The sequence below is a fragment of the Zoogloea sp. genome, from assembly GCF_041911615.1.
Lineage (GTDB): Bacteria > Pseudomonadota > Gammaproteobacteria > Burkholderiales > Rhodocyclaceae > Zoogloea.
In genome coordinates this window covers 48021-68966 of sequence record NZ_JAYROR010000080.1, presented here as the reverse complement: position 1 = coordinate 68966, position 20946 = coordinate 48021, and the positions used below count along the sequence as shown (strand labels likewise).

The 20946-nt window shown below is 65.2% G+C and carries 28 protein-coding genes; 2 read left to right on the top strand and 26 right to left on the bottom strand.

Annotated elements, in window-relative coordinates; all coding sequences use genetic code 11:
- Positions 1 to 19: 19 nt before the first annotated feature.
- The 4 genes from ACE3P2_RS09305 to ACE3P2_RS09290 form a co-directional block, all read right to left on the bottom strand.
- Positions 20 to 976 (bottom strand): phage tail tube protein, encoded by a 957-nt coding sequence (locus ACE3P2_RS09305; RefSeq protein WP_374263714.1) that lies wholly within the window; start codon positions 974 to 976, stop codon positions 20 to 22.
- A 3-nt stretch (positions 977 to 979) separates the two neighbouring features.
- Positions 980 to 1132, bottom strand: a complete 153-nt coding sequence (locus ACE3P2_RS09300) for a hypothetical protein (protein WP_374263712.1) — start codon at positions 1130 to 1132, stop codon at positions 980 to 982.
- Between the two features lie 9 nt (positions 1133 to 1141).
- Positions 1142 to 1609: a hypothetical protein gene (locus ACE3P2_RS09295; RefSeq protein ID WP_374263710.1), complete on the bottom strand. Its 468-nt coding sequence runs from the start codon at positions 1607 to 1609 to the stop codon at positions 1142 to 1144.
- A gap of 117 nt (positions 1610 to 1726) precedes the next feature.
- Entirely contained in the window at positions 1727 to 2218 is a 492-nt protein-coding gene (locus ACE3P2_RS09290) for a hypothetical protein (RefSeq protein WP_374263708.1), read from the bottom strand.
- A 31-nt stretch (positions 2219 to 2249) separates the two neighbouring features.
- On the opposite strand from ACE3P2_RS09290, the gene ACE3P2_RS09285 reads away from it, so the two are divergent.
- Both ACE3P2_RS09285 and ACE3P2_RS09280 read left to right on the top strand, forming a co-directional pair.
- A complete protein-coding gene (locus tag ACE3P2_RS09285) occupies positions 2250 to 3302 on the top strand; it encodes a hypothetical protein (RefSeq protein WP_374263706.1) in 1053 nt (350 codons plus the stop codon).
- 35 nt (positions 3303 to 3337) lie between these two features.
- Positions 3338 to 4147: an HNH endonuclease gene (locus ACE3P2_RS09280; RefSeq protein WP_374263704.1), complete on the top strand. Its 810-nt coding sequence runs from the start codon at positions 3338 to 3340 to the stop codon at positions 4145 to 4147.
- 31 nt (positions 4148 to 4178) lie between these two features.
- Here the strand turns inward: ACE3P2_RS09280 and ACE3P2_RS09275 are convergent, their stop codons facing one another.
- The 22 genes from ACE3P2_RS09275 to ACE3P2_RS09170 form a co-directional block, all read right to left on the bottom strand.
- Positions 4179 to 5399 carry a hypothetical protein gene (locus ACE3P2_RS09275; RefSeq protein ID WP_374263702.1) on the bottom strand — a complete coding sequence of 407 codons (1221 nt, stop codon included), beginning with the start codon at positions 5397 to 5399 and terminating at the stop codon, positions 4179 to 4181.
- Between the two features lie 148 nt (positions 5400 to 5547).
- Entirely contained in the window at positions 5548 to 6255 is a 708-nt protein-coding gene (locus ACE3P2_RS09270; RefSeq protein ID WP_374263700.1) for a hypothetical protein, read from the bottom strand.
- Positions 6255 to 6905 (bottom strand): hypothetical protein, encoded by a 651-nt coding sequence (locus ACE3P2_RS09265; protein ID WP_374263698.1) that lies wholly within the window; start codon positions 6903 to 6905, stop codon positions 6255 to 6257. Before ACE3P2_RS09265 ends, ACE3P2_RS09270 begins: the two co-directional genes overlap by 1 nt.
- Before the next feature lie 3 nt (positions 6906 to 6908).
- Complete coding sequence (locus ACE3P2_RS09260) at positions 6909 to 7364, bottom strand: hypothetical protein (RefSeq protein WP_374263696.1); 456 nt, start codon at positions 7362 to 7364, stop codon at positions 6909 to 6911.
- 81 nt (positions 7365 to 7445) lie between these two features.
- The gene (locus ACE3P2_RS09255) at positions 7446 to 9779 is read right to left on the bottom strand and encodes a hypothetical protein (RefSeq protein WP_374263694.1); all 2334 of its coding nucleotides are present in this window, start codon (positions 9777 to 9779) and stop codon (positions 7446 to 7448) included.
- Positions 9780 to 9781: 2 nt separating this feature from the next.
- The gene (locus tag ACE3P2_RS09250; RefSeq protein ID WP_374263692.1) at positions 9782 to 10027 is read right to left on the bottom strand and encodes a hypothetical protein; all 246 of its coding nucleotides are present in this window, start codon (positions 10025 to 10027) and stop codon (positions 9782 to 9784) included.
- Positions 10028 to 10136: 109 nt separating this feature from the next.
- Entirely contained in the window at positions 10137 to 11015 is an 879-nt protein-coding gene (locus tag ACE3P2_RS09245; RefSeq protein WP_374263690.1) for a phage minor head protein, read from the bottom strand.
- A 319-nt stretch (positions 11016 to 11334) separates the two neighbouring features.
- Positions 11335 to 12765: a hypothetical protein gene (locus tag ACE3P2_RS09240; protein WP_374263688.1), complete on the bottom strand. Its 1431-nt coding sequence runs from the start codon at positions 12763 to 12765 to the stop codon at positions 11335 to 11337.
- A 91-nt stretch (positions 12766 to 12856) separates the two neighbouring features.
- Positions 12857 to 14239: a terminase large subunit domain-containing protein gene (locus ACE3P2_RS09235; RefSeq protein WP_374263686.1), complete on the bottom strand. Its 1383-nt coding sequence runs from the start codon at positions 14237 to 14239 to the stop codon at positions 12857 to 12859.
- Positions 14236 to 14805, bottom strand: a complete 570-nt coding sequence (locus ACE3P2_RS09230; RefSeq protein ID WP_374263684.1) for a phage protein Gp27 family protein — start codon at positions 14803 to 14805, stop codon at positions 14236 to 14238. Before ACE3P2_RS09230 ends, ACE3P2_RS09235 begins: the two co-directional genes overlap by 4 nt.
- 3 nt (positions 14806 to 14808) lie before the next feature.
- Entirely contained in the window at positions 14809 to 15117 is a 309-nt protein-coding gene (locus ACE3P2_RS09225) for a hypothetical protein (protein ID WP_374263682.1), read from the bottom strand.
- Complete coding sequence (locus ACE3P2_RS09220) at positions 15110 to 15490, bottom strand: hypothetical protein (protein ID WP_374263681.1); 381 nt, start codon at positions 15488 to 15490, stop codon at positions 15110 to 15112. The genes ACE3P2_RS09225 and ACE3P2_RS09220 overlap by 8 nt, the downstream gene beginning before the upstream one ends.
- Positions 15487 to 15744 carry a TraR/DksA C4-type zinc finger protein gene (locus ACE3P2_RS09215; protein ID WP_374263679.1) on the bottom strand — a complete coding sequence of 86 codons (258 nt, stop codon included), beginning with the start codon at positions 15742 to 15744 and terminating at the stop codon, positions 15487 to 15489. Before ACE3P2_RS09215 ends, ACE3P2_RS09220 begins: the two co-directional genes overlap by 4 nt.
- Before the next feature lie 4 nt (positions 15745 to 15748).
- Entirely contained in the window at positions 15749 to 15979 is a 231-nt protein-coding gene (locus tag ACE3P2_RS09210; RefSeq protein ID WP_374263677.1) for a hypothetical protein, read from the bottom strand.
- Positions 15979 to 16206: a hypothetical protein gene (locus ACE3P2_RS09205; RefSeq protein ID WP_374263675.1), complete on the bottom strand. Its 228-nt coding sequence runs from the start codon at positions 16204 to 16206 to the stop codon at positions 15979 to 15981. The genes ACE3P2_RS09210 and ACE3P2_RS09205 overlap by 1 nt, the downstream gene beginning before the upstream one ends.
- Positions 16199 to 16639 (bottom strand): hypothetical protein, encoded by a 441-nt coding sequence (locus ACE3P2_RS09200; RefSeq protein WP_374263673.1) that lies wholly within the window; start codon positions 16637 to 16639, stop codon positions 16199 to 16201. The genes ACE3P2_RS09205 and ACE3P2_RS09200 overlap by 8 nt, the downstream gene beginning before the upstream one ends.
- A complete protein-coding gene (locus tag ACE3P2_RS09195) occupies positions 16636 to 17145 on the bottom strand; it encodes a lysozyme (protein WP_374263671.1) in 510 nt (169 codons plus the stop codon). The genes ACE3P2_RS09200 and ACE3P2_RS09195 overlap by 4 nt, the downstream gene beginning before the upstream one ends.
- Before the next feature lie 77 nt (positions 17146 to 17222).
- Positions 17223 to 17732 (bottom strand): hypothetical protein, encoded by a 510-nt coding sequence (locus tag ACE3P2_RS09190; protein WP_374263669.1) that lies wholly within the window; start codon positions 17730 to 17732, stop codon positions 17223 to 17225.
- Between the two features lie 29 nt (positions 17733 to 17761).
- A complete protein-coding gene (locus ACE3P2_RS09185) occupies positions 17762 to 18781 on the bottom strand; it encodes a hypothetical protein (protein WP_374263667.1) in 1020 nt (339 codons plus the stop codon).
- Positions 18782 to 18876: 95 nt separating this feature from the next.
- Positions 18877 to 20049 carry a type I restriction endonuclease gene (locus ACE3P2_RS09180; RefSeq protein WP_374263665.1) on the bottom strand — a complete coding sequence of 391 codons (1173 nt, stop codon included), beginning with the start codon at positions 20047 to 20049 and terminating at the stop codon, positions 18877 to 18879.
- A 184-nt stretch (positions 20050 to 20233) separates the two neighbouring features.
- The gene (locus ACE3P2_RS09175) at positions 20234 to 20398 is read right to left on the bottom strand and encodes a hypothetical protein (protein WP_374263663.1); all 165 of its coding nucleotides are present in this window, start codon (positions 20396 to 20398) and stop codon (positions 20234 to 20236) included.
- A gap of 110 nt (positions 20399 to 20508) precedes the next feature.
- Positions 20509 to 20913, bottom strand: coding sequence for a hypothetical protein (locus ACE3P2_RS09170; protein WP_374263661.1), 405 nt, complete (start codon positions 20911 to 20913; stop codon positions 20509 to 20511).
- Between the last annotated feature and the right edge of the window lie 33 nt (positions 20914 to 20946).

The following is a 20946-nucleotide window of genomic DNA, read 5'->3' as shown; positions in this document are numbered from 1 at the left end:
GGGCGGAAGTCCTTTTCGCTTACAGGCACACGATGCGCACATCGTCGTTGCCGGCGCTGGGCGTCATGCGCAGGTCGAAGCCGATCAGCCGGCGGCCGCTCACGTCCTGCTTGCTGGGGTTGATGAGCTGCACGTTGGGGGCGAACACCATCACCTGGCTGCCGGCCGTGATGCCGTGGGTAAAGCCCACGCCCTGGGTGGTGTTGGCCTTCACCGAGGCGAACATGGCCACCTCTTGCGCGGGCGTCAGGTCGAGCTGGATGCTGCCCGTCACGTCGCGGTTGGTGATGTCGATGGAGTCTCCGCCGAGCAGCGGCGTGTAGACCACGCTGTTGCCCATCTTGGCGTTGAAGCCCCGGCTGGGGTAGCTGGTGCCGCCCGACAGCGCGCCGGCGCTGTAGGTGCAGCCGATCAGGATGTCGCCGGTGTTGGGGTCGGTCACCACCAGCGGCTTCTTCCAGGGCGTGTAGGTGCCGGTGGCGGTGGCCGCGCTCACGCCGCCGTCGATGCCCTCGAACTTGAAGCCCAGCAGCGGCCGCTCGCCGATGCCAGCCTTGATCTCCACGTCACCCATGGCACCCAGCACCTTATGCAGCACACCGTCGTCGTAGTAATAGAGCGTGAGCGTCTTGAGGCCGGTGGTGACCGGGGTGTAATCCACCCGGCTGCCGGCGGAGGTGGCCTCGGCAAACGCGCAGCCCAGCAGCAGCGGGCCCCAGGCCGGCGCCGTGCCGGCGGTGCCGCTGGCGGCCAGCTCCACGTCGAAGGACACCTCCACGGTGGCCGTGCCCACCAGCTGCTCCGAACCGCCGAAGAACGGCCGCACCAGGTCGCGGCTCACGTTGTTGGCCTTGAGCGGGTTGATCGTCAGGTTGGCCACCAGCACCGCGTTGGCGGCGCCGGTGGGCGCGGCATCGACGCCGGCGGTAGTCTCCACCTTGGCCAGGATCAGGGCGTTGCGGGAATAGCGGGACATGGCTTACTCCTGGTGCGCCAGCTCGGCCGGCGGAAGGTCATCGGGGTGCGGCGTGAGGCTGCCGTCGGGCTGGCGGACCCAGCGGCCGCCGGCGGGCGGATCCTGATCGATGGGCTCGGCCGGCTGCTCCGGCGCGGGGGTTGGTGTCTTGGCCATGGAGGGCTCCTAGATCTCGAACTCGGTCTTGAGGGAAAGGCGCGCCTGGTGGCACAGCACGCCGCAGAACAGCACCGTCGCCAGCTCATCCACCTGGATGCCGGCCTCGTCGTCGTTCGCCACCGGCGCCACCAGGCCGCCCAGGGTCGGGTTGGCCCGCCAGGCAGCGCGGATCGCCTCCACCAGCCCGTCGAAGGCCAGCTCGGAGGCGTCGGCGTCGGAGAGCGCCATGTAACCGACGATGGCCCAGCTCGCCCGCTGCACCGTGGTGCCGAGGGTGAAGGCCCGTTCCCGGGTGGCCGTGCGGGTGATGAACCACCCGCGCAGCTGGTCGGCACCGCCGATGTTGGCCACGTACAGCGCCTTCATCTCCGCCTCGCGAGAGGCAAAGCGCTGGTACGCATGCACCCGGCCCACCTCGGGCACGGAGGCGATCAAATCGAAGAGAGCGGAACGGACAAGGGCAACGTGCGTCATGCCCGGCAGACTACGCGCGCGCGCGAAGCCGCCAGGAGGCGAAGGGTTTCGGACGGAACGACGGCGGAGGGAACTGCAGCGGAGAGAGGAGGAAAGAGAGGTGCAGCCAGGCCGGAACTACGCCGACCCGCCCGCCATGCGCGCCACGATGCGATCCGCGGCGCGGGAGAAGATGGCCTGCACCTGGGGCTCGAGGCGCGCCCAGGTGCGGTGGAACATGCCGACCCCGAGGGTGCCCCGGGCGGCGATCTTGCGGGCGATGGCCAGCGCCGCCGCCTCTATCTCGGACTGCTCCGAGATCCCGAACTTCACCCGCACCCAGTCCTGGATCGGCTCCAGCGGCGGAAAGTGCGGCAGCGTGCCCAGCTCGACGTACTCCACGTGCGGCTGGGCGCTGCCCACCACGCCCAGGAGGCCGTCGGGGATCTCGGTGATGAAGCTGCCGATGCTGGCCCGGGTCAGGCCGGTAGCGGTGGGCGTGGCGTCCTTGACCTCGCGCTCGAGGAGCGCGGTGGCCTCCAGGAGGGCGCGGTGGAGTTCGGCCTGGAGGATGGCCGGGGGGGCGGAGGCCAGGTCCGGGCGGGGGGTGGGGGTGAGCTCGAGGTTCATGGAGTTAAGCGCTACAGAGAGGAACCGTTCGATGCCAAAGTCGTACAATATGCAGCATCAAGGTTACTTTGTATCTATCGCTATGAGTACGATTGTTGAGAGAAGTGAAATCAGCGGACTTGCTTCGGATGTCAAAATCGCGTTATCAGACCTCATAAAGTTCAAGCTCAATCACAAACAATGGGAGAGAAATCGATATTTCCAAAACTTGCCGGCCGATTCGGAAATCGAATGTGCGATCGATCTTTGCGAGACATATGAGAACGGAGATCTGACAATCATTCCGAGCAGTGCGGCAGAAATGATCGTCTCTGCATTGCGCAAAGTTCGGATTGCCCTTCCTCTTCCAGAGCAGCACGAAGGTGACAGCCTGGAGGATTTCATGGTGAAGGCTGAGAATGCATGTTCGGAAATCCAAGGGGCTTTCGAGTCTCTCTTCAACCTCGCCGCGCCTTGGATCGCCTACTATGGGTATAGCCACTCCAAAACGGGCCAGGCTTCCAAAGCGGTTGAACAGCTTGAGAAACGAGTCGGTGATAGCGAACGGCTTTATCAGAAAATCACTCGTATAGTCTCAGCGGCTCAAGCTGCCAGCGCGACAATCGGTATTGGGCACTTCGCTGCAAGATTCAAGATTCAAGCGAGACTGCTCGAGAAAGAGGCCAAGTGGTGGCTGATCGCCACGGTAACGCTCGCCTGCTCATCCATCCTCGCGGCCCTCGCGTTTTATTGTTTGCTGCCACTCAGCGCCCAACCGGGGCTGCCCGAGGTGATCAACGTACTCACCACCAAGGCCCTTGTTCTTGCCTTGCTGGTCTCTGCCACCCTCTGGTGCGGCCGGATCTTCAAGGCCACCAAACATCAAGCTGCTATCAACTGGCACCGGGCCAACGCGCTGCGATCCTTCCAGACCTTTGTGAACGCAACAGATGACCCTGCCGTTCGGGATGGCGTCCTGACCGAAGCCTCGCGTTCCATCTTCTCCCTGACCGCGAGCGGCTATCTGGACTCGGCAGACTCGAACACCCTTTCGGCGGGTAAGGCGGTCGACCTGGTGAAAGCCGCCTCCTCTGCACTGAAGTAGAGCTCCTCGCATAGCCACTAAGGAAAACAGCCATCATGAACGACGTCTCCCGCGACATCCCTGAGCCCATTAAAAGACAAGTAAGACAGGAGTGCTACTTCGGTTGCGTGATCTGTGGCTGCCCCGTTTTTGAGTACGATCACATTGTTGAATTCTCGAAGGTGAAGGAGCACACAGCCAGTAATCTAGCGCTTCTGTGCGAACAACATCATCGAGCAAAAACGACTGGAAAAATGTCGGTGGAGCGAGTCATCGAGGCACGAATGAACCCGTTCAACGCTACCCGTCTCACTACTAGCGCTTACAGGCTGGAGCCCAATAGAACTTTCGATCTCATGGTTGGCAGCAATACAGCAGAAGCGTCCTTTAGCCCCGGGAGCAGTGTCTATCGAGTGTTGTGGGTTAATGGTTACGACATGCTGACCCTGCACTGCGAGGACGGCTGGATCTCTGTTTCGTTCGCCGTCACTGACGAGTCGGGGAGAGTTCTGTTGCAGGTCATTCGCGGCGAAGTGACCTTATCCAGCTCCGTTTGGGACTACAGCTATGAGGGGACACGGTTGCAGGTACGCCGAAAGTTACGTGAGATCCTCATAGACATTGATCTCAGTAACCGCTTCTTGCACGTACATCAAGGTTGCTTCTTGTTGCCAACGCCGAATTCGACTCTGGATGGATTTGTCGTCATTGGGGAAGTTTTAGTGGGTGTGATGGAGTCCAAAGAGCGCTCGTTTTCAATGGGATCTAAAGCAGTTAGCAACTCGCACGGAGGCTGGGCCTTGGTGAACCCAGCGCACCACCCAGAGCTGTCAAAAGTCGGCGGATTCGGTTTCTTTTTAGGTTGAACGGCACACTCCATGCGCGCCTCTATCCTGCTCAGTACCTAAGGACGTCGCCTCCAATCTGCCCCGACCCACGGTGGTTGCGCAGGTAGGCTTTGCCGCCATTGTTGGCAAAAACTCCCATCTGCGCACCCACGTCGCAACACGAATCCAGCCAGATCTCAGCGCCGTCATGCGCGGCAAATCCTGCGTTCGTATTCGTTCCTCCTGTTGGTAGATCACCGGCCGATGAGCCGGCTTGATCCGCAACACTCCATACCTGAGTGCCCGCGCCAACATGCACGCTGTTGGTACCGCGAGACCCCGTCCAATCGCAGCCGATTGATATTGCCTTAACTCCATCGTGTGCGGTGAAGCCGTTGTTGGAAACCGACGGCGCCAGGCCGTTGCGATAGCCCTTGCAGCCCACCAGCAGTGCGGCCGGGATCACAGCCCCTTCGGCGTGAAAGTTCGCCCCATCCTTGGCTGCAAGGTCAAAACGGCTGTTGTAAGCGGCAAACAGGCCGCACCCGAGAACCTGGGCGGCATCTGGCCCGACGGTGCCCGATTCATAGGTGTTGGTGTTTCCAGCAAATCGGAAAAGGCAGTCATCGAAAACCACTCGGTTTGTCGAGCCGCCTCGGATATAGATGTTGCCCTGGGTGCCACCATAAAAGTCGAACCCCCTGACAAACAGATCCTGGTTGCAGTTCCAGCTCAACGACAGCGACTGGATGACCACCCGCACGTTGCGGTTCGTGGCAGGTTCATGGCCATGGCAGTGGGTATAAACGACACCACCATCCGTAGCCCAAGCGCCTTCAGTGGCATCCAAGGTTGCCAGCTTGGCCGCAAGGTCAGCACCGGTGATCCAGGTGTATTCCAGTTCATGGCCACCGTGCGCAGCATCTGCAACGGATGGGTTCATAACCCGGACGGTAGCGGTTCGGTTCGCCTGATAAACATTGGTGTAGCCCGCAGTCTTCGACCACACGAGATCATCGTATGGGCCGGTTCTGACCCGTCCTTCAATTGCCTCGATCAACATCGGCACGGTGGAAACCACGTGCGCGTTATCGTCGGCAAAAGACCGATTGCGGGGGTACCACGTTTCGCCCCCCTTGGCGTAGACCAGGATACGACTCGGCAGACCGGAGGCGATTGCTGCACGCCTTGCGTTGCCAATGGTCTTTTTACGCAGCGCCCAACTCAACCCGGAGTTCGCATCGTTGCCCCCTGCCGCATCAACGTAATAAGTTTGAACAAAGATGCTCAAGTCGATCAGATCTTCAGGGGCATGGGAGCATTCAACGCGCCCCCCATAGCTACGTGCTGTGATCTTGGGTGCGCTTTCAGGCCACGCAAAGCCATTCGGCCGGATGTGATGCCGGTTCCCACTTGCACTCGGAAAATAAACCGGCATCTCACCACCTCCTGGCCGTAAATTTTTGCCCCGTCACTGCCCCAACGATGGACACGCTCGCCCAGGGCACCATGTCGGCGGGGGTCTCGTAGCCGCCGCCGCCCGCCGGAATGCGGATGGAGCCCGCGCCGGCGATGGCGGCGTTGCCGCCGCCGTCGTTGATCCACAGATCGTTGTCGGGATCGGGGTTGTAGATCGCGAAGCCCGTGGCCGGGATCGCGCCGTTGAAAAGCGGTTGTGCCGTGCCGCCCACGGCGATCGTGCCGGAGCCGTCGATGGGTGTAAGGGCCGGGGTGTCGCGGGTCCAGCGGCGGGCGGTGAAGGCCATGCCGGTGACGGCGCCGTAGATCGACACGGCCGCGGCGGCGCCTACGCCCCGGGGCGTTTCGTAGCCGCCGCCTCCGGCCGCCAGGCGGATCGTGCCGGCGGCGTTTGGTGCGGCCGCGGCGCCGGTGTCGTTGATCCACAGGTCGTTGTCGGGGTCGGCGTTGTAGATGGCGTAGCCGGCATCCGGCACCACGCCGCCAAAAAGTACCTGGGCGGTGCCGCCCACCGCGATGGTGCCGGAGCCATCCACCGGTGCACCGGCGCCGGCGGCGCCTTCGCCCGACATCACCACCACCAGCCGGCCCTGGCTATCGACAGCCAGCTCCCGCGCCCTGGGCTTGGTCGGATCGCTCCGGTCCAGCCCTGCAATCACTCCCGTCATCAGGATCTCCCGTGAAACATGCGGCTGCGGCCGCGGCTGTCTGTTGTGCTCAACTGCACCACGGCGCCGGCCGGCGCGGCGGTCTTCTCGTCGATGCCCAGCGCCGCCAGAAACTGCTTGCGGTATTCCCGCGCCCGGGCGGCAAAGGCCTGGCTGCGGGTCTGGCCGAAGCTGCGGTCGGCGCTGATGGTCGAGTCGGTGTCGGACGCGTAGAAGCTGGCGAGCTGCTCGCACAGCAGCGCGGCGGCGTACTTGGCCACCGCCTCGCGGTCGGCCACGGGGATGGTGTCCTCGGTGGCGCTCAGCGCGTGCTGCAGCGTGTAGCGCACCCGCACCGGGCCGGCGGGCCGGGTGGCCAGCATCACCACCAGGCCGTCGGGCCCCAGGTAGAGTTCGCCGGGGATCGACGCCGGCGGCAGCTGGCCGATGGGGTACTCGAGCCCGGCCAGGGTCGAGCTGCCCACCACCCAGCCCGCCGGCAGCGGCAACGTGTCGCCGGTGGGCACCACGTCGGCCACGCCCTGGCGCGGCCGGGCCTGGCCGTAGCGGATCAGCGCCAGGCCGATGGCTTCGTCGCGGTCGGCGGCTGTCAGCTTGCCCGCGTCGTCGCGGACCAGCCGATCCACCAGCCCCTGGTAGTCCGACAACATGGCTCAGTTCCGTGCCAGGGTGAGCAGCACGGTGATGTCGTTCCAGGTGGGCGACGTGCCGCCGATGGCGAGATCCACTGTCAGCGTGCTTTCGTCGGCCAGCTGGGCGCTGGCGATGCTGCCCTCGGCCACGCTGCCGGCGGTGACGCTGATCGGCGCCGACAGCACCGAGCTGGCGCCTTGCTTGACGTTCACCGTGAGCGTGGGGCTGGTGCCGCCCGAGGCGCGGGCCGAGGCCGACACACCCACCAGCTTGGCCTTGAAGGGCAGCTTGACCTGCACCACGCCGGTGGTGGTGGCCGTGTATTGGCCGCTGATGACCAGGGGCACCATCTGCACCTGGGTGCTGATGGGGAAGTTCGGGGTGTCGGCCAGCACCGCCGGCGCAAAGAAGGACGCGAAGGCCACCGCCAGGGCGAGCAGCAGGCTGCGGGTGAAGGCAAAGGGTTTGTTGAACATGAAAAGTCCTTTCGGTTTGGGGCCCACCCGGCCGGATACCGCTTGTCCGGCTGGGGAAGACCGCTCGGGGGGAGGAATGCCTTACAGCACCGACTTCCAGAGGCCGCGGAAGTCCAGGACGTTGCCGCCATAGACGTGCCGGATCTTGTAGGTCAGCTTGTCGTGGCTGAACATCGAGCCGACGGTGGGGTTGTCCTGGATGAACAGCTCGGGCTCCTGGTTGCCGTCGAGGAAGCCGATCTCCACGCTGGCCACGTCCATCTTGTCGGCCGAGAGCGCCCAGTCGTTGGTGTCGGTCCAGTACCAGACCGGGTTCACCTGCAGGTTGAGGTTCTGCAGGAAGGTCTTGTCGTTGTTGGTGCTGCGGCTGAACAGGTTGGTGGCGGTCTCCTGCAGGTCGGCCGGCACCCAGATGTGGGCCGGGCCGATGCCGATGCGGTCGGCGGTGTTGAGCTCGGTCTGCTTGAGCATGGCCAGCCGGCCGGCCGACACGCCGGCGGCGTCGAGGGCCACCGCGCCCAGGTTGCCGTGGGTGGCATGGAACAGCGCCAGGCCGTCGTAGATGGTCGGGTTGGCGCGGATGAAGTCCAGCACGAACTTGGCCAGCGTGCGCTTGGCCGACCGGCTGAGCTTGGTCGGGATGCGGCGGATCGCACCGGCGTCGTCGTTGCGGATCATCTCGAGGGTCACGTCCTCGGTGCCGCCGCGCTTCTCGGGCTTGTAGGTGGCCTTCTCGTCCGTCGGGCTGCCCATCGCCTGGTAGGGGTCGCCCTCGGGCACCACCGGCAGGTCGCCGTAGCCGCCGTAGCGGGTGCGCTCGTTGGTGCGGAAGTCGGAGAGCGGCACCACGTCGGCCAGGTTGCGCCACACGTCGTACTGCCCCATGTCGCGGTAGTCGGCCACCATGCGGCGGGTGATGGCGTTGCCCAGCACGCTGGCGAAGCTGGTGGAATCCAGCGACTCGCGGAATACCGTATCGCCCATCGCCTCGCGCAGGCGTACCGGGTCGCAGTTATCGAGGCGGCCGGTCACGCGGCGGTCGCCGGTGATGTCGCCGTAGGCCTCGCGGAAGCTCTGCACGGCGCCGTGATCCCTGTGGCCCGGGTCGAAGAAGGCGTCGAGCATCTGGGCCACCTTCACGTGGCGCGGCTCGGTGATCGCCACGTCGAAGGCCGGCATGCGCACCTGGCCGGATTCGGCAAAGCGCGCCAGGTAGGTGCGCTCGTTGGCGATGGCGCCGCTCACGTCGGCCTCGGTGAAGCGCTCGCGGGCGGCAAAGTCGGCCAGCAGCTTGTCCTTGGCCGGCTGGGGCAGCGTGCTGGCGGCGATGGTGACGCGGGCGTTGGCCCGGGCTTCGACCATGCGCAGGTCTTCCAGGGTGACGAAGCCAGCACCGGCGCCAGGCGCCGCGGCTGCGGCAGCCGGGGGCGTGGCCACGGCCTCGCGGTAGGCGGTTTCCAGCGCTTCGTCGGTGACGGTGGCCAGGTCGATGGTGGCGGCCTTGTCCGGGTTCTTGGCCCGGATGGCCTCGAGCATGCGTTCCTTCAGACCCATAGCGGAGTCCTCCTGTTGGTGAGTGGGGTCGGCGGCTTCGCGCATCCGGACCAGACCGCCGCCGGCGCCCGGATCCACGATGAGATCGACCGAATCCACGCGCGTGATGGATGCGGCCACCTTGATGTTCTTGCCCGCCACGCGCTGGTTGCGCGCAGTGCCGGTGGCGTCGATGGAGAGCCCGACCAGGTCTTTCTTGCCCCGGTCCCAGGCCTCGCGGATGGTCTCGGGCAGGGTCGAGGCGGCCGACAGAAAGGTGACGGTGGCGGCCAGGTGGCCGGTGTCGGGCGCGGCGCCCTCGACGAAGTGGGTGCCCGACACGTAGCCGACGATGTTGCGCACGTCCTTGCCCTCGCCGCGCAGGTGCTCCTGGTCGCCCTTGGCAAACACCGGGCGGCCGTCGAAACGGCTGGCGGCCTCGCGCAGCACGGCGTCTGGGTAGTAACGGCCGTTGGCGGAGGCGCCGGCGCGGATCAGCACCGCGTCCCACACCAGGCCCTTGCCGTCGTCGCGGGCTTCCACGAAGTGGCCTTCGGGCGTGTCGGCCGCCTCGCGCAGGGGCGTGGTGACGGGCACGTAGCTCTCGATCACCTCGGCGCGCGGGCCGAGCTGCACCTGGTTGTCCTCGCCGAGGGTGTAGGGGTAGGCCCAGTAGCGGCCGTCCTGGGCCACCACCACGCGGTCGGCGAACAGTGCCTCGACGCTCACGTAGGTGTTGCCGTTGGGGCCCGCGATGGCCAGCTCCAGCGCCCGGCGTACCAGCGCCGCGATCTGCCCGAACTCGCTGGCAGCGGCCTCACGCAGGGCGGCCTCGCCAACGATGCCCGTGGGGGGAATAGGCTTGGTCGTAGGCGTGGGCATGGTTACTTGCCGGCGCCCGACTTGGTGGCCGCGTACTTGCGGCCGTCGGCCACGGTGATCGACACCGTGCTGCCCAGGTCGCGCACGCCCACGATGTGGCGGGGCTCCAGGTCTTCATCGACGGTGACGATGCGCTTGGTCTCGGGGTTGCGAACGGGGTTGCCGTCCTTGTCCAGCTTGGGCATCTGGACAAGGATCTTCGCGTCCTTGAAGTATTTCGCCGCGGCAACGGCGTCGAGTTCGGCCATGGAGGTCTCCCGGTTGGATGGCTGCGGATTGCGCTGCCATCCTGCCGGCGCGCGCGCGACTTCCGGGAGGCGAAAGGCTTCGGACTGGAGGGTACTGCGGGAGGGGAAACTAGCGGGCGAGCAGCTCGCGCACGGGCTGGCCGGCTTCGTCCTGGGCGTACTTGCGGGCGGGGTTCTTCATGGCGCCGGCCCAGTCGGCGTGCCAGGGCACCATCGTACAGCCGCACAGGATGGTTTCGGAAGCCGGCGCCGCCGGGTCGTGGGGGTACATCAGCTCGGCGCCGCCGAGCTTGAAGGGTTTCGTCACGTCCTGCACCTGGCCGTCGGCCGCCAGGTGGTTGATGCGCGGGTGGGGCTTGCCGCTGGCCCGCCACTGCTTCTGCAGGCCTTCCACCATTTGCGCCTGCTGCAAGAGCCTTTCATAGGCGGCGGTGGAATACACCCGCGAGTTCTCGGTGCGCACGATGGTGAGCGCCCGCCGGCGGGAGCTCTCGCCCAGGATGTCCTTGATCGCCGAGACCGTCTCGGCCGGCGGCTGGGCGCCCAGCACCGTGAGGCCCAGCTGGGTGTTGATCTTGCTGATCGCCTCGCTGCCCACGTCCTTGATGCGGTCGGTCATGAAGGCCCGCATCGCCGTGAGCAGGCGCGTGTCGAGCACCGGCGCCGCCCCCATCACCACCAGGCGGCCGGCGGCCAGGGGCGCGTCGACGGACGCCTGGCCGGCCTCCCACGCCGTGCCGGCCTGGCTGGCCAGCTCGGCCGCGGCCCGGTCGCCAAACTCGGCCAGCGCCTGGCGCACCTGGGCCTGCACCTGGGAGAGGCTCCACTGGGCCGCGTCACTCGGTTGGTCGGCCAGCAGCGCCACCAGCCGCGCCTCGGCGATCTTGAGCAGCCTGGCGATGGTCTCGCCGCTCGTGGCCAGGAAGCGGTCACGCTCCTCGAGCACCGCCTTCAGCTCGGCCTCGATGGCCTTGGCGAGGTCGGTCATGTGATGTCACGCCCCACGGTAAGGCACCACTTTCTCAAGCTCCGCTTTCACCCCGCCCGACTCGCGGAACGCTCGCCACTCGGCATGGTGCTGACCGCAGTAATGCATGTTCGGGGCGACCTCGTGCGAATGGTATTCACAGATCGAGCGATCACACGTCTTTCCGGACCCGACGGGGTAGTCACAAAGGTTAGCGCCGGCATCGCCACAGTCGGTGCAGTGCGGGCCGAGATCACCGCAGATGTGGCCGACTGGCTTGCGCTGCTCGTCGTACATCACGTAGCAAGGCATTTCATCCCCCTCTGGCCCTGGACCGCGGTCATGCCGCGGCCGCGTCCTTGGCGGGCGTGAGCCCGTTGAAGGCGTCGTTAGCCGCCTTGGTGGCGGCGTCCTGCTCGGCGTTGGCCAGCTCGTCCTCGGCGTCGATCTCCACGCCCAGGCGGCCGGCCACGGTGGCGAGCATCTTCACGGCGGTGGCGCGGCTGATGAGCTTGGCGTTCACCATCACCAGCATGGCGGTGGCCACCTGCTGCAGCGCGGCCGCCCACTTGGTGGTGTCGCGGGCGGTGAGTTCGGGGAAGACGGCCTCCACCTCGTAGGCTTCGTCCTCGAAGTCGGGCTCGGCGCCGGTGGTGGCCAGGGAGGCGCGGCGCAGCGCGTAGCGGCCCATGTCCTCGAGGACGATCTTCCACAGGCCCTGGCGCATGGAGAACACCTTGAAGGTCGGCTCGCCCATCTCTCCGGCGGTGGAGCGGTTCACGTCGCCGCCGCCCCCGAACCAGTGCTCCGGGATCGTGGCGCCGCCCAGCACGTGGTTGCGGAACAGGCGGGCATGCTCGCTGCTGTCGGCGGCCTTGAGGTCGGGCGTCTCGGTCTTCCACTGCTCGGCGTCGTTGTGCACGCGCACGGCTCCAGGTGCCGGGGCGGAGATCTCGGCGGCGCGGCGCTTCACGTCCTCGGGCGTGCCGCCGGTGATGGTCACGTCCCAGAAGAAGGCCCTCAGAAACTTGGCCCGGTCCAGCTCGCCGAACAGGAACTCGTCGTAGGCATCCAGCCAGTCGGCCTGGGCGAGCAGGTCGGAGCGCCCGCGGCCGCCGGCGGCCATGTTGTTCACCCGGACGTAGAAGCACTCGCCGTCGGCGTAGCTCTCGCGGATCTTGCGCGTCCGCGCCGTGAAAACCTCTTCCGGCCCGTTGATGATCACCTTGTAGCGCAGGCAGTTGCCCGCCGCGTCGCGCCGGGTGATCACGCCGATGGGCTGGCTGCCGTTGTCCGGGTCCATCACCACGCGGCCGATCAGGCTCGGGTCGAGGTAGCCCAGGCGCACGTGGCCGGAGAGCTCGTTCACGAACACCGGGTAGCACTGCTCGCCAAACAGCGCCAGCTCGCGCACCTTCTCGGCGAGCTTGAGGGGCATGTTGTTGATGGGGTCGCGCCAGAAGCGCTTGAGCACCTTCTGCGCCTCGGCGTCCTTGCAGGTCAGCTTGACGCCCTCGGCCAGCAGGTAGGCCACGCCCAGCTCCACCAGGCGGTTGGCCATCAGGTTCGATTCCCACAGGTAGGCCGCCATCTGCTGCATGCGCGCCTGGGTCATCGGCGAGAGGTCGCGGTCGGCGTCGCCGGTGAGCTTTCGCCAGTTCTCGTCGTCGGGATCGACGTTGGCGCCGGCGGCCTCGCGCATCGTCTCGGGTGCGGGGTCCGTGGCGCCGAGCCCCGGCAACATCCGGGTAATCCAGTTTGGCAACTTCATCTTGGCTCCGAGTCTTGGCTCTGAATGTCGGCAGAAACCGGTTTATAGGGGTTTATAAACCGGGCAACGGAACGCCCGGCACCGCTGGCAGCTACCCGCGCCGGAAAAACGGCCTGTAGGCCCGATTCTGCAAAAGCCCCCGGCGCTGACGGTCGGCGAAGGATTGGGGGTCGTAGGTGTCCTTGGGGGATTCGACGGTGGCGCCGGCGGAAGGGGCCGCGCCGCCGCTCGATGCGTTGAGAGCCAGGAAGCAGGCCCAGGCGCGGTCGGCGTGGCCGGTGCTGTCCGACTCAGCCACGAAGCGCGGGGCCCCGGTCGGGCTCGACACCTTTTGCAGCTTGTGCAGATCGCTGCGCAGCTCCCGGTCGCCCAGGGGGATACGCAGCTTGCGATCCTCGAACGCCTCCTTGCCCTGGGTGGCCAGGGTCAGCTTATTCACCGAGGTGAACAGCACGCCCTCGACGCGCAACTGCCCGTAGCGGCGCTTGGCGTCCTCCACGGGCTTTTCGCCCATGCCGGTCTGGTCCATGCAGCAGCGCAGCACCAGGTAGCGCTGGAACACGTCGTCAAGCAGCGCATCCTGCTCGGCAAAGCTGATCCGCTTCCTGGCGATGATCTCCCGCGTCCAGGCCACGTCGCCCACCATCTCGACCACCCAGATCACGAACAGGTCGTTGCGGGTGGCGATGTCCACGCCCACGAAGCACGGCCCGCCGGTGTAGCCCTCGGGCCGGCCGGCCTGGTCGTGCTCCACGCCATCGATGAGGTCGTAGGAGATCCAGGCGCTGGCCTCGTCGAGCCAGCCCAGCTCGAACTCCTGCTTCCATGAGTCTTCGTCGTTGAGCGCCAGGCGCATCTCGTCGACGTTGCGCGGCAGGCCGTCGGCCACCGCCTTGTAGATGTCCACCAGGTGCCGCGACCACACGCCCTCGAGGGCCTTGTCGGTCATCAGCTCGTAGAACTTGTTGCCCTTGCCATTGGGGGTGCTGGTGACCCGCAGCTTCCAGCCGTTGGAGATCACCGGGAACAGCGCCGTCCAGATCTTGCGGCTGTCGGCATGGAAGGCAAACTCGTCCAGGAACACGTTGGCCGAGAAGCCCCGGGCGGTGTCGGGGTTGGCCGGCAGCGCGGTGATCTTCGAGCCGCCCGGCAAGGTCACGTCTAGCATCGTGTAACGCTCGCCGGATTCGGCCTTGAACTCACCCTCGACGATCTGGATGCCGAGGCTGTAGGCCTTGCAGTGCTTCTTCACGCCTTCCTCGATGGCTTCCTTGGCCTGGCGCTCCCCGCGGCTGAGGATCACCCACCGGGTGCGGCCGCCCATCGCCTCGGCCTCGAAGCAGTCGTCGACCAGCTCGAGGGTGGTCGTGAAGGTCTTGCCGGTCTGGCGGGCGAACATGCCGATCTTGAAGCGGCTCTTGTCGGCCAGCCATCTGCGCTGGTAGCCGTAGAGGGGAACGGCGGGCGTGCTCATACGATGCCGTAGATCTCTTCGCGCACGATGCGCAGGGTCTCGGCGTCGAAGCGGCGGCCCTTGCCTGAGCTGCCCTCGGCCTCCAGCGCTGCCATCTTGGCTTCGAGCTTGGCCCGCACCTCGGACTGAAAGCGCTTCAAGGTCACGCTCGAGCGCGTCAGGGTGGCCACGTTCTTGGCTGCGCTCGACAGCATGCCGACCCGCTCGGCCGGGTCGATCTCGTCGGCGCTGGCCTCCTGCACATCCAGGATCGCCTCGAACAGCTCGGTCTGGATCAACGCGGTCAGCGCCTCCGAGCGGGCGTCCTCGCCGTCGCCGGCCTGGGCGCGGATGATCTTGGCGGCCTCGGTGCTGGCGCGGATCGCGGCGAGGCGGCGCTCCAGCTTGGCGCCGTAGCGATGCACTGCCGAGCGGCTGGGTAGTTCATCGGCGGCGGCTTCCTCGGGAAAGCGCGCCTGCAGGTCGGCGATCAGCTCGTCGAGGGTCATCTTGCCGTCGGCAAGCAAGCCCGTGACGTAGGCCTTCACGTGCTCCGGCAGGCGGTCGATGCTGCTCTTGCGGGCCATGGCTTACGACCAGTACTTCTCGGGCCGGGCGATGCCGGGCTCGCAGGCCACGGTGTATTCAGCCAGATCCACGCCGTAGCGGGTGAGCCCGCAGAACCAGCGGCCGTCGGGGCGCTTCTCCACCTCGACCAGCTTGCGGTCGTCCAGGTAGTCCAGCTCGCGGCGCATCTCCAGCGCGGTGGCGTCCGGGTACTCGGACTGCGCCACGGCCAGGATCGGTCCCTCGAAGGCGCCGATGGGGCGCGCGTTGTTCAGCGTGAGCAGGATCAGCCAGCGCAGGGATTCGCGCCGGATCTTTGCCGCATCAACCATGGTTTGGCCCTCGCAGTTGGTTCTTTTCGATCTTGCTGGCGAGGCCGTCGAGCTTGGCCTCGATCACGCTCTGCCCGCGGATGTAGTCCTCCCGCCGCACGTACTGCAGCGGCAGCTCGGCCTTGAGGTCGAGCAGCTCGCGCTCGATGCGCAGCCACTGGCCGGCCTCGTCCTTGGCGGTTTGCTCCAGGCTGGAGAACTTCGCGTCCCAGTGCTTCTGCGACTCGGCGCGTGACTTTTCCTGGGCGGCGAATCGTTCATCCAGTCGGCGCTCGAACTGGGCCACGACGAGCTTCACAGCCCCGGCCACTGCGCCAAAGAAGGCCAGCAACAGCCCGACCAGGTTCCAGAAATCCACCTGCACGGCGGTCATGGCGCAACCCTCCGCCCATTCCGCCGTGCGGCGGCTTCCAGCCAGTTGGCTTCATCCTGGCAATCGAAGCACAGCACCACGCTCGGCACCGCCTGGCGGCGGGCTTCGGCGATCGCCTGGCCGCAGCCGGCGCAGTGGGTGGCGCTGTCGGCCGGCGTCTTGCCAGCGGTGGGGTCGTGGCGGTGCTGCTCGGCCAGGGCGTCGCCGATGAACTCGGCTTCGCGCTCGGCAGCGCGGTCGGCAAGGTCGGTCATGGGGTCAGGCTCGGGCGCGTTGCCACATCGGCCCGCGCTGGCGGGCCGTGGCGGTGGGGTTGAGGGAGAGGCGCTGCACGGCGTCGCGCAGCAGCGGCGTGCGCCACCGCGGGCGGGGGATGGCCGACACCAGGGCGCGCCAGTGGTCCAGGTGGGTGGCGAGCGCACCGCAGCCCCAGATGAACACCGAGATGGGCGTGGGTGCCAGCGCTGCACCGAAGTAGTAGCGCTGCATCACTCGCCCCCCCGCAGGCACACCGGCTGGGTGGTGTAGATCCGCAGCACCGCATTGACGACCACCACCACGGCCAGCGCGGCCTTGTAGAAGTCGGGCGGCAGGAAGGGCTCGAAGCTGTCGGCCACCGTGAGCAGCGCCGACACAGCCGCGGCCGCGCCGTTGAAGATCAGCACCTTGGATTGGCGGGCCGGCTTGGGCTCGGGCAGGGGCTGCGGCTCAGCCATGGCGCACCTCCACCGGCACCTCGCGGATCACCAGCACGTTGGCCCGCAGCAGCGTGACCGGGGCGCTGCCGCCCGGCGGCACCGTGACCACGTCGCACTCCACCGCGTCACCGGCCTCGTCCAGCGTGATCGCGCCGGGCAGCTCGGTGGCGGCCGGGGCGGCGGTGATCACGCTCACCAGATCCAGGGCGTGGGAGGCGCCGGGGTCATCGTGGCTCACGTTGACGCACAGCTCGTCCCGCGCACCCCGGTGCAGCTTGAAGCCGAGGGCCACGTGGGCCAGCAGCTCCACCTTGCCGCCGACGCGCAGGCGGTGGGTGCGGATCGGGTGCTCGAACCATTCCCGGTCGGTGGAGATGTGATGGGCGTCGATCAGGACGTCCTCGTCCCGGGCCTCGGCCGAGCTGGCCACGACGGAAAAGCGGATGCTCATAGCGGTCCTTTCAGGGCTTCGAGCCGGCGGCGCTCGGTCTCGATGGTGGAGTCGGAGCAACCCGCGAACATCAGCGCCTCACACGCCCGCCGAACGACCAGCCCGCGCAGGCGCCGCCCCTTCGAGAAGATCCACTTGTGGAACTCGCCCTGAGCACCCTGGCGGTCGCCCTGCTTGATCTTCACGCGCAGCGTGGAGCCGTCGAAGGCCTTCACCCCGCAGTTGAAGCAGAACGAAACCAGCGCGTCGAAGTGGTGGCTGCGCACCCAGTCCGGCAGCACCGCAGAGAGGTAGATCTCGACGGTGCGGCAGTCGTCACGCAGCAAGGCCTCGGCCTCGCCCTGCGTCAGCGTCTTGCTGCGCAGGTGAGGTTCCGAGGCCTTGATGACGTGGCCGTAGCCGATGGTCAGCTTGCCAGCCGGGCAGATATAGGCCTTGGGCTCGAACTTCTCGAACGAGCGGATCAGCGCAAGGCCACGGGCGGAGGTGGTGAGGGGGGATTGCATGCGCGCAGTGTCGCGCGCGCGCGGAGGGGGCTAGGAGGCGAAGGGTTTCGGTGAGGACGAACCCCTGTTCGACGGCCTCAGGGCGACGGTGGCCGCTTGCCGGGTATTGTGTTCTTCCGGTAACTCTGCAGCGTGTTCATGTCCCGGATCTCTTTGTCCGCAGCCGATTTGATGACATCCGCCGGTACAAGAGTGAGGATAACCGTCCATATTTGCCAAAACGTCAAACCGGTTGCCAGGCAGTAGGACAGCCCACGACAAATCTCCTTGTACTCAAGCAGGGCCGGAATCTGCTTAAGGATGGGAGCGGCGATCCCGACAAACAGAACAGCGCAAAGGATGGCTGTTGAATGCATAGCTGGGTGAAGAAGTTGCCCCATCTTCACCGGCGCCTCTCCAACAGTATTGGGCGTGGCCCTGAATGACAGCTTGAGTCGCTCAGGGTAGATGATTGCCAACCACGCACCAACAACGGCAAAAATGATGGACGCAGTCGTCCTCAGGGCCTCAAAGAGGGGCCACTGTTCGGAGAAAGGCACTTCTCTGCCATACCAGTACGATGCACCCATCGCACTGAGTATCAGCATCCCTATGCCCCCGAGGATGACTACTCTCATCAATCCAGGACTCTCAAGATTGCCGCACGCTTGTCGGCGAGCGCAGCAAGGAGTGAAGCAGGGCTAACGACCTCATCGTTATCCCTCGTGACATCGAGGTCAAACTCCGACCTCGCCAAGCTATGGCTCAGCCATCGTATTTTCTGCGACTCGCCCTTCAAACAAAACCCATAGTCGTCCCACTCGCGGTCATGTTGCTCATTCCAGTCGTGAATGATGGCGTCGAGGTCCGCAAGGGAGATGCCGGTGGATATCTCATACTGAACCCTCACCTTTTGAAGCGCAGCGGGTTGGTCACGCAACTTCGTCCAGCGGAGGAACTGCTGCCACTTGGCCAAGTCGGCTTCGCGCGTGAGGGTCAGAGCGGTTTTTCTGACAATCTTGCGAATACTCTCGACACCATTGCGAATCACGTCCGTCTCCCCCGGCTTGTAGACGAGACTCGTTCTGAACCGTGGGCTTACATGGACGGGCTCCTCGCCAGGATTTGGTGCGTAGCCAAGGATTTCGAGTTCATCCCCGTTGCCCTCTTCTGTGACCACATGGCTAGAGAACGAGCTCATGTAAGACTCCATGTAGCACTGGAGTGACTTCTGTCCTGTCCAGAGGTGCTGGAAGCGAATGCTGGCAAAGCAACCTCGGGACGGAATGAACCAGAAGTAGGTCGCGAATCCGGGGATGCTCCCTTCTTCAATGCTGTTCATTACGACTTGAGCCGCTCCGACGTTTGACTCGCCTTTTACCGAAGCGACACCAGCCTCATTGGAGGGGGTCTGATTCCACGTCGTCACAAGCCAACTATCGCCATCGCCTCGAATATCCAAGAGGTAAGCCGGATGTAGATCCTGTCCGTCCGCAGGCTCGAACACTTTTGTCTCTACTAGAGGACGACCTTGGCTCCAAGCCAACAACTCACGCAGCAACTCCGGGACAGCTCCGAAATCCGGACTGGGAGTTCCGCGGCGGTAGTAGCCACATTCTGAAATTTTGTAGAAGGTAATTTTTGCGTGTTCGACCATCGTTGCTTTGCGCTTTAGCTGTTTCTATCTCGTAACGGAGTGATTGGTACCGAGCCTCTCCGTTTCTTGTTGTTCAGGCCGTCTCTTGGCTCGGGCTACGCCTGCCCACGCTTGAAGTTCGCATCATCCCGGCAGTACTCCAGCGCATCGAAGACGATGCCCGGGATCCTGGCCAGGTGGTCCGGCTGTGACAGCAGGATCGTATCGGCCGCACCGATTTGCAGGCCGGCGCGGGCTACCTCGCGTCTGCGTTCGTCCGTCATCGGCACACAGATCGCGATAGCGGGGTGGCGCTTGTCCGCCTGGTAGCGGATCAGCCAGCGGTTCACCTTGTTCTGGTAGAGCACCGAGAAGTAGCTCTCCGTGTCCTTGGGGGCGAGCTCCACTTCATCGCCGAGGATGTCCCGGACCACCTCGAACAGGCGCCGCTCGGCGTAGGTCGTGACGATGCGCGGATTGGCTGGGTCGATGACGTCAGCCGTCGGATCTGCTGCCGGGGCGGCCATGGAGCTTTCCTCGGGAAGGGTTGCCCTGGGTTCGGCCGCGATCGGCTTCGCGGAGAGGCCGGACACCACCATGTCGCTCACCGACCGCTCCACGGCCAGCTTCACGATAGGGGCGATGGACTCCAGGAAGCGGGCGTTGAATTGCCGCTGGATCCCGGCTCGGCCCGCCACGTAGCGGACGAAGTCGGCATCCGGTTCGCGCAGGCTCTGGCTGATGACCTGGGTAAAGGCGTTGAGATAGACAGTTTCCTCGGCGAGCGTGCGCAACGCGTCGGGTTGAAACTCGTCGTGGCGGAAGCGGTAGAGCCGGCTGATCAGCGCCACCTCGAGCTGCTCGAAGTCGACGACCAGGAAGGGCTCCGAGTCCATCATGTTCTTGTTGTTGAGGTCGGTGAAGAAGCGCCATTCACGGCCGTTCGTGATGGCGGCGATCGTCACCTCGGGCGTCGCGTTGAAGTAACGCGAAAGCTGCGGGCAGTGGTTGGTCAGCTTTTCGCCGTGGGCTTTGGCTTCGATGAACATCACTGGCACGCCATGGCAGAACAGCGCGTAGTCCACCCGCTCGCTGGCCTTGGCACCTGGAAAGTCAGCCCCGTACTCGGCCTTTACCCTGGTTGGGTCAAAGGGTGAGAAACCGAGGCTGTCGAGCAGCGGCAGGATCAAGGCCTGCTTCGTCGTCTCTTCCGTCGTGCAATGGGCGCCCACGTTCTTGACGTGCTCGGCGTGCTTGAGGACTCGATCGGTAAAGCTCTGCATGCTCATTTGTTTTTCTCCAATGTGCCACGTCTGACAATTGAATAACAAATGTCATGCTTTGGATAGCCCCTCGTTCTTTTTTACCCACCATTTTCCCGGGTAGTCGGTGCCGATCGTGCCCAGCTGCATGAGAGCCAGCACAATCCATCCGGCGCTCATCGCAGAACGCCTTCAAGCACCAAGCGCATCATCAACTTTCCTTGGACTGCCCGGCACCGAGCACCACCACGACCCGTTCGACCCGCAACTCCACCGTGACGCCGGAGAGCTCGACCCGGGGCAGGTCACCGGGGAAGTCAGAGAGCAGCTCGGTGGCCAGCAGCTCCCGAATGCGTTCTTCGATTCCTGATCCCATCTGCGCACCTATAAAAACTGTTTCAACGAAATCATCATATTCGAGTAAGCGCAAAGGCTAAGCCCAAAACCGGCCGGTTTTTGCAACGAATGCGACGGATTTCGCAACAGTCAGGCGACGAGGCGGATCTGCTTCCTCATCTTCTCTGCATCCACCTTGGCCCCTTCGGCCTGCCAGGCCACCAGCAGGTCCACCAGCTCGAGGAGCTTCTCGCCTGGCAGGCGCTTGCCGGCGGCGTTGAGCTCATCGATGGCGATCGCCAGGATCTGGCGCCAGGTGAGGCCGCCGTGTTCGTTGGCAGGCAGCGGCACCACGGTTGCGCGCTCGTAGGACATAACCGCCGGCGCGGGGACGGGCGCTGCAACAGGCTTACCTGTTAGGACATAGAGGACATCGACGCCGGCTTCGGCAACCGAGGCCAGGTATTGGGCGTCAGGGAACCGTTCGTTCCCCTCGTACAGCATCTGGGTTTTCTTCGTCACCCCACCACGCTCGGCAAAAGCGGTCTGGCTCATCTTGAGCTTTTGACGCTCCTCTCGCAGGCGTTC

Bases quoted from the DNA above. Each gene is read 5' to 3' on its own strand.
- ACE3P2_RS09230 (WP_374263684.1), bottom strand. From the start codon at position 14,805: ATGGCCCGCAAGAGCAGCATCGACCGCCTGCCGGAGCACGTGAAGGCC.
- ACE3P2_RS09295 (WP_374263710.1), bottom strand. From the start codon at position 1,609: ATGACGCACGTTGCCCTTGTCCGTTCCGCTCTCTTCGATTTGATCGCC.
- ACE3P2_RS09190 (WP_374263669.1), bottom strand. From the start codon at position 17,732: ATGCTGATACTCAGTGCGATGGGTGCATCGTACTGGTATGGCAGAGAA.
- ACE3P2_RS09305 (WP_374263714.1), bottom strand. From the start codon at position 976: ATGTCCCGCTATTCCCGCAACGCCCTGATCCTGGCCAAGGTGGAGACT.
- ACE3P2_RS09235 (WP_374263686.1), bottom strand. From the start codon at position 14,239: ATGAGCACGCCCGCCGTTCCCCTCTACGGCTACCAGCGCAGATGGCTG.
- ACE3P2_RS09300 (WP_374263712.1), bottom strand. From the start codon at position 1,132: ATGGCCAAGACACCAACCCCCGCGCCGGAGCAGCCGGCCGAGCCCATC.
- ACE3P2_RS09265 (WP_374263698.1), bottom strand. From the start codon at position 6,905: ATGTTGTCGGACTACCAGGGGCTGGTGGATCGGCTGGTCCGCGACGAC.
- ACE3P2_RS09195 (WP_374263671.1), bottom strand. From the start codon at position 17,145: ATGCAATCCCCCCTCACCACCTCCGCCCGTGGCCTTGCGCTGATCCGC.
- ACE3P2_RS09280 (WP_374263704.1), top strand. From the start codon at position 3,338: ATGAACGACGTCTCCCGCGACATCCCTGAGCCCATTAAAAGACAAGTA.
- ACE3P2_RS09175 (WP_374263663.1), bottom strand. From the start codon at position 20,398: ATGGGATCAGGAATCGAAGAACGCATTCGGGAGCTGCTGGCCACCGAG.
- ACE3P2_RS09260 (WP_374263696.1), bottom strand. From the start codon at position 7,364: ATGTTCAACAAACCCTTTGCCTTCACCCGCAGCCTGCTGCTCGCCCTG.
- ACE3P2_RS09210 (WP_374263677.1), bottom strand. From the start codon at position 15,979: ATGCAGCGCTACTACTTCGGTGCAGCGCTGGCACCCACGCCCATCTCG.
- ACE3P2_RS09205 (WP_374263675.1), bottom strand. From the start codon at position 16,206: ATGGCTGAGCCGCAGCCCCTGCCCGAGCCCAAGCCGGCCCGCCAATCC.
- ACE3P2_RS09290 (WP_374263708.1), bottom strand. From the start codon at position 2,218: ATGAACCTCGAGCTCACCCCCACCCCCCGCCCGGACCTGGCCTCCGCC.
- ACE3P2_RS09250 (WP_374263692.1), bottom strand. From the start codon at position 10,027: ATGGCCGAACTCGACGCCGTTGCCGCGGCGAAATACTTCAAGGACGCG.
- ACE3P2_RS09255 (WP_374263694.1), bottom strand. From the start codon at position 9,779: ATGCCCACGCCTACGACCAAGCCTATTCCCCCCACGGGCATCGTTGGC.
- ACE3P2_RS09285 (WP_374263706.1), top strand. From the start codon at position 2,250: ATGCCAAAGTCGTACAATATGCAGCATCAAGGTTACTTTGTATCTATC.
- ACE3P2_RS09170 (WP_374263661.1), bottom strand. From the start codon at position 20,913: ATGAGCCAGACCGCTTTTGCCGAGCGTGGTGGGGTGACGAAGAAAACC.
- ACE3P2_RS09200 (WP_374263673.1), bottom strand. From the start codon at position 16,639: ATGAGCATCCGCTTTTCCGTCGTGGCCAGCTCGGCCGAGGCCCGGGAC.
- ACE3P2_RS09240 (WP_374263688.1), bottom strand. From the start codon at position 12,765: ATGAAGTTGCCAAACTGGATTACCCGGATGTTGCCGGGGCTCGGCGCC.
- ACE3P2_RS09270 (WP_374263700.1), bottom strand. From the start codon at position 6,255: ATGACGGGAGTGATTGCAGGGCTGGACCGGAGCGATCCGACCAAGCCC.
- ACE3P2_RS09220 (WP_374263681.1), bottom strand. From the start codon at position 15,490: ATGACCGCCGTGCAGGTGGATTTCTGGAACCTGGTCGGGCTGTTGCTG.
- ACE3P2_RS09245 (WP_374263690.1), bottom strand. From the start codon at position 11,015: ATGACCGACCTCGCCAAGGCCATCGAGGCCGAGCTGAAGGCGGTGCTC.
- ACE3P2_RS09225 (WP_374263682.1), bottom strand. From the start codon at position 15,117: ATGGTTGATGCGGCAAAGATCCGGCGCGAATCCCTGCGCTGGCTGATC.
- ACE3P2_RS09215 (WP_374263679.1), bottom strand. From the start codon at position 15,744: ATGACCGACCTTGCCGACCGCGCTGCCGAGCGCGAAGCCGAGTTCATC.
- ACE3P2_RS09185 (WP_374263667.1), bottom strand. From the start codon at position 18,781: ATGGTCGAACACGCAAAAATTACCTTCTACAAAATTTCAGAATGTGGC.
- ACE3P2_RS09180 (WP_374263665.1), bottom strand. From the start codon at position 20,049: ATGAGCATGCAGAGCTTTACCGATCGAGTCCTCAAGCACGCCGAGCAC.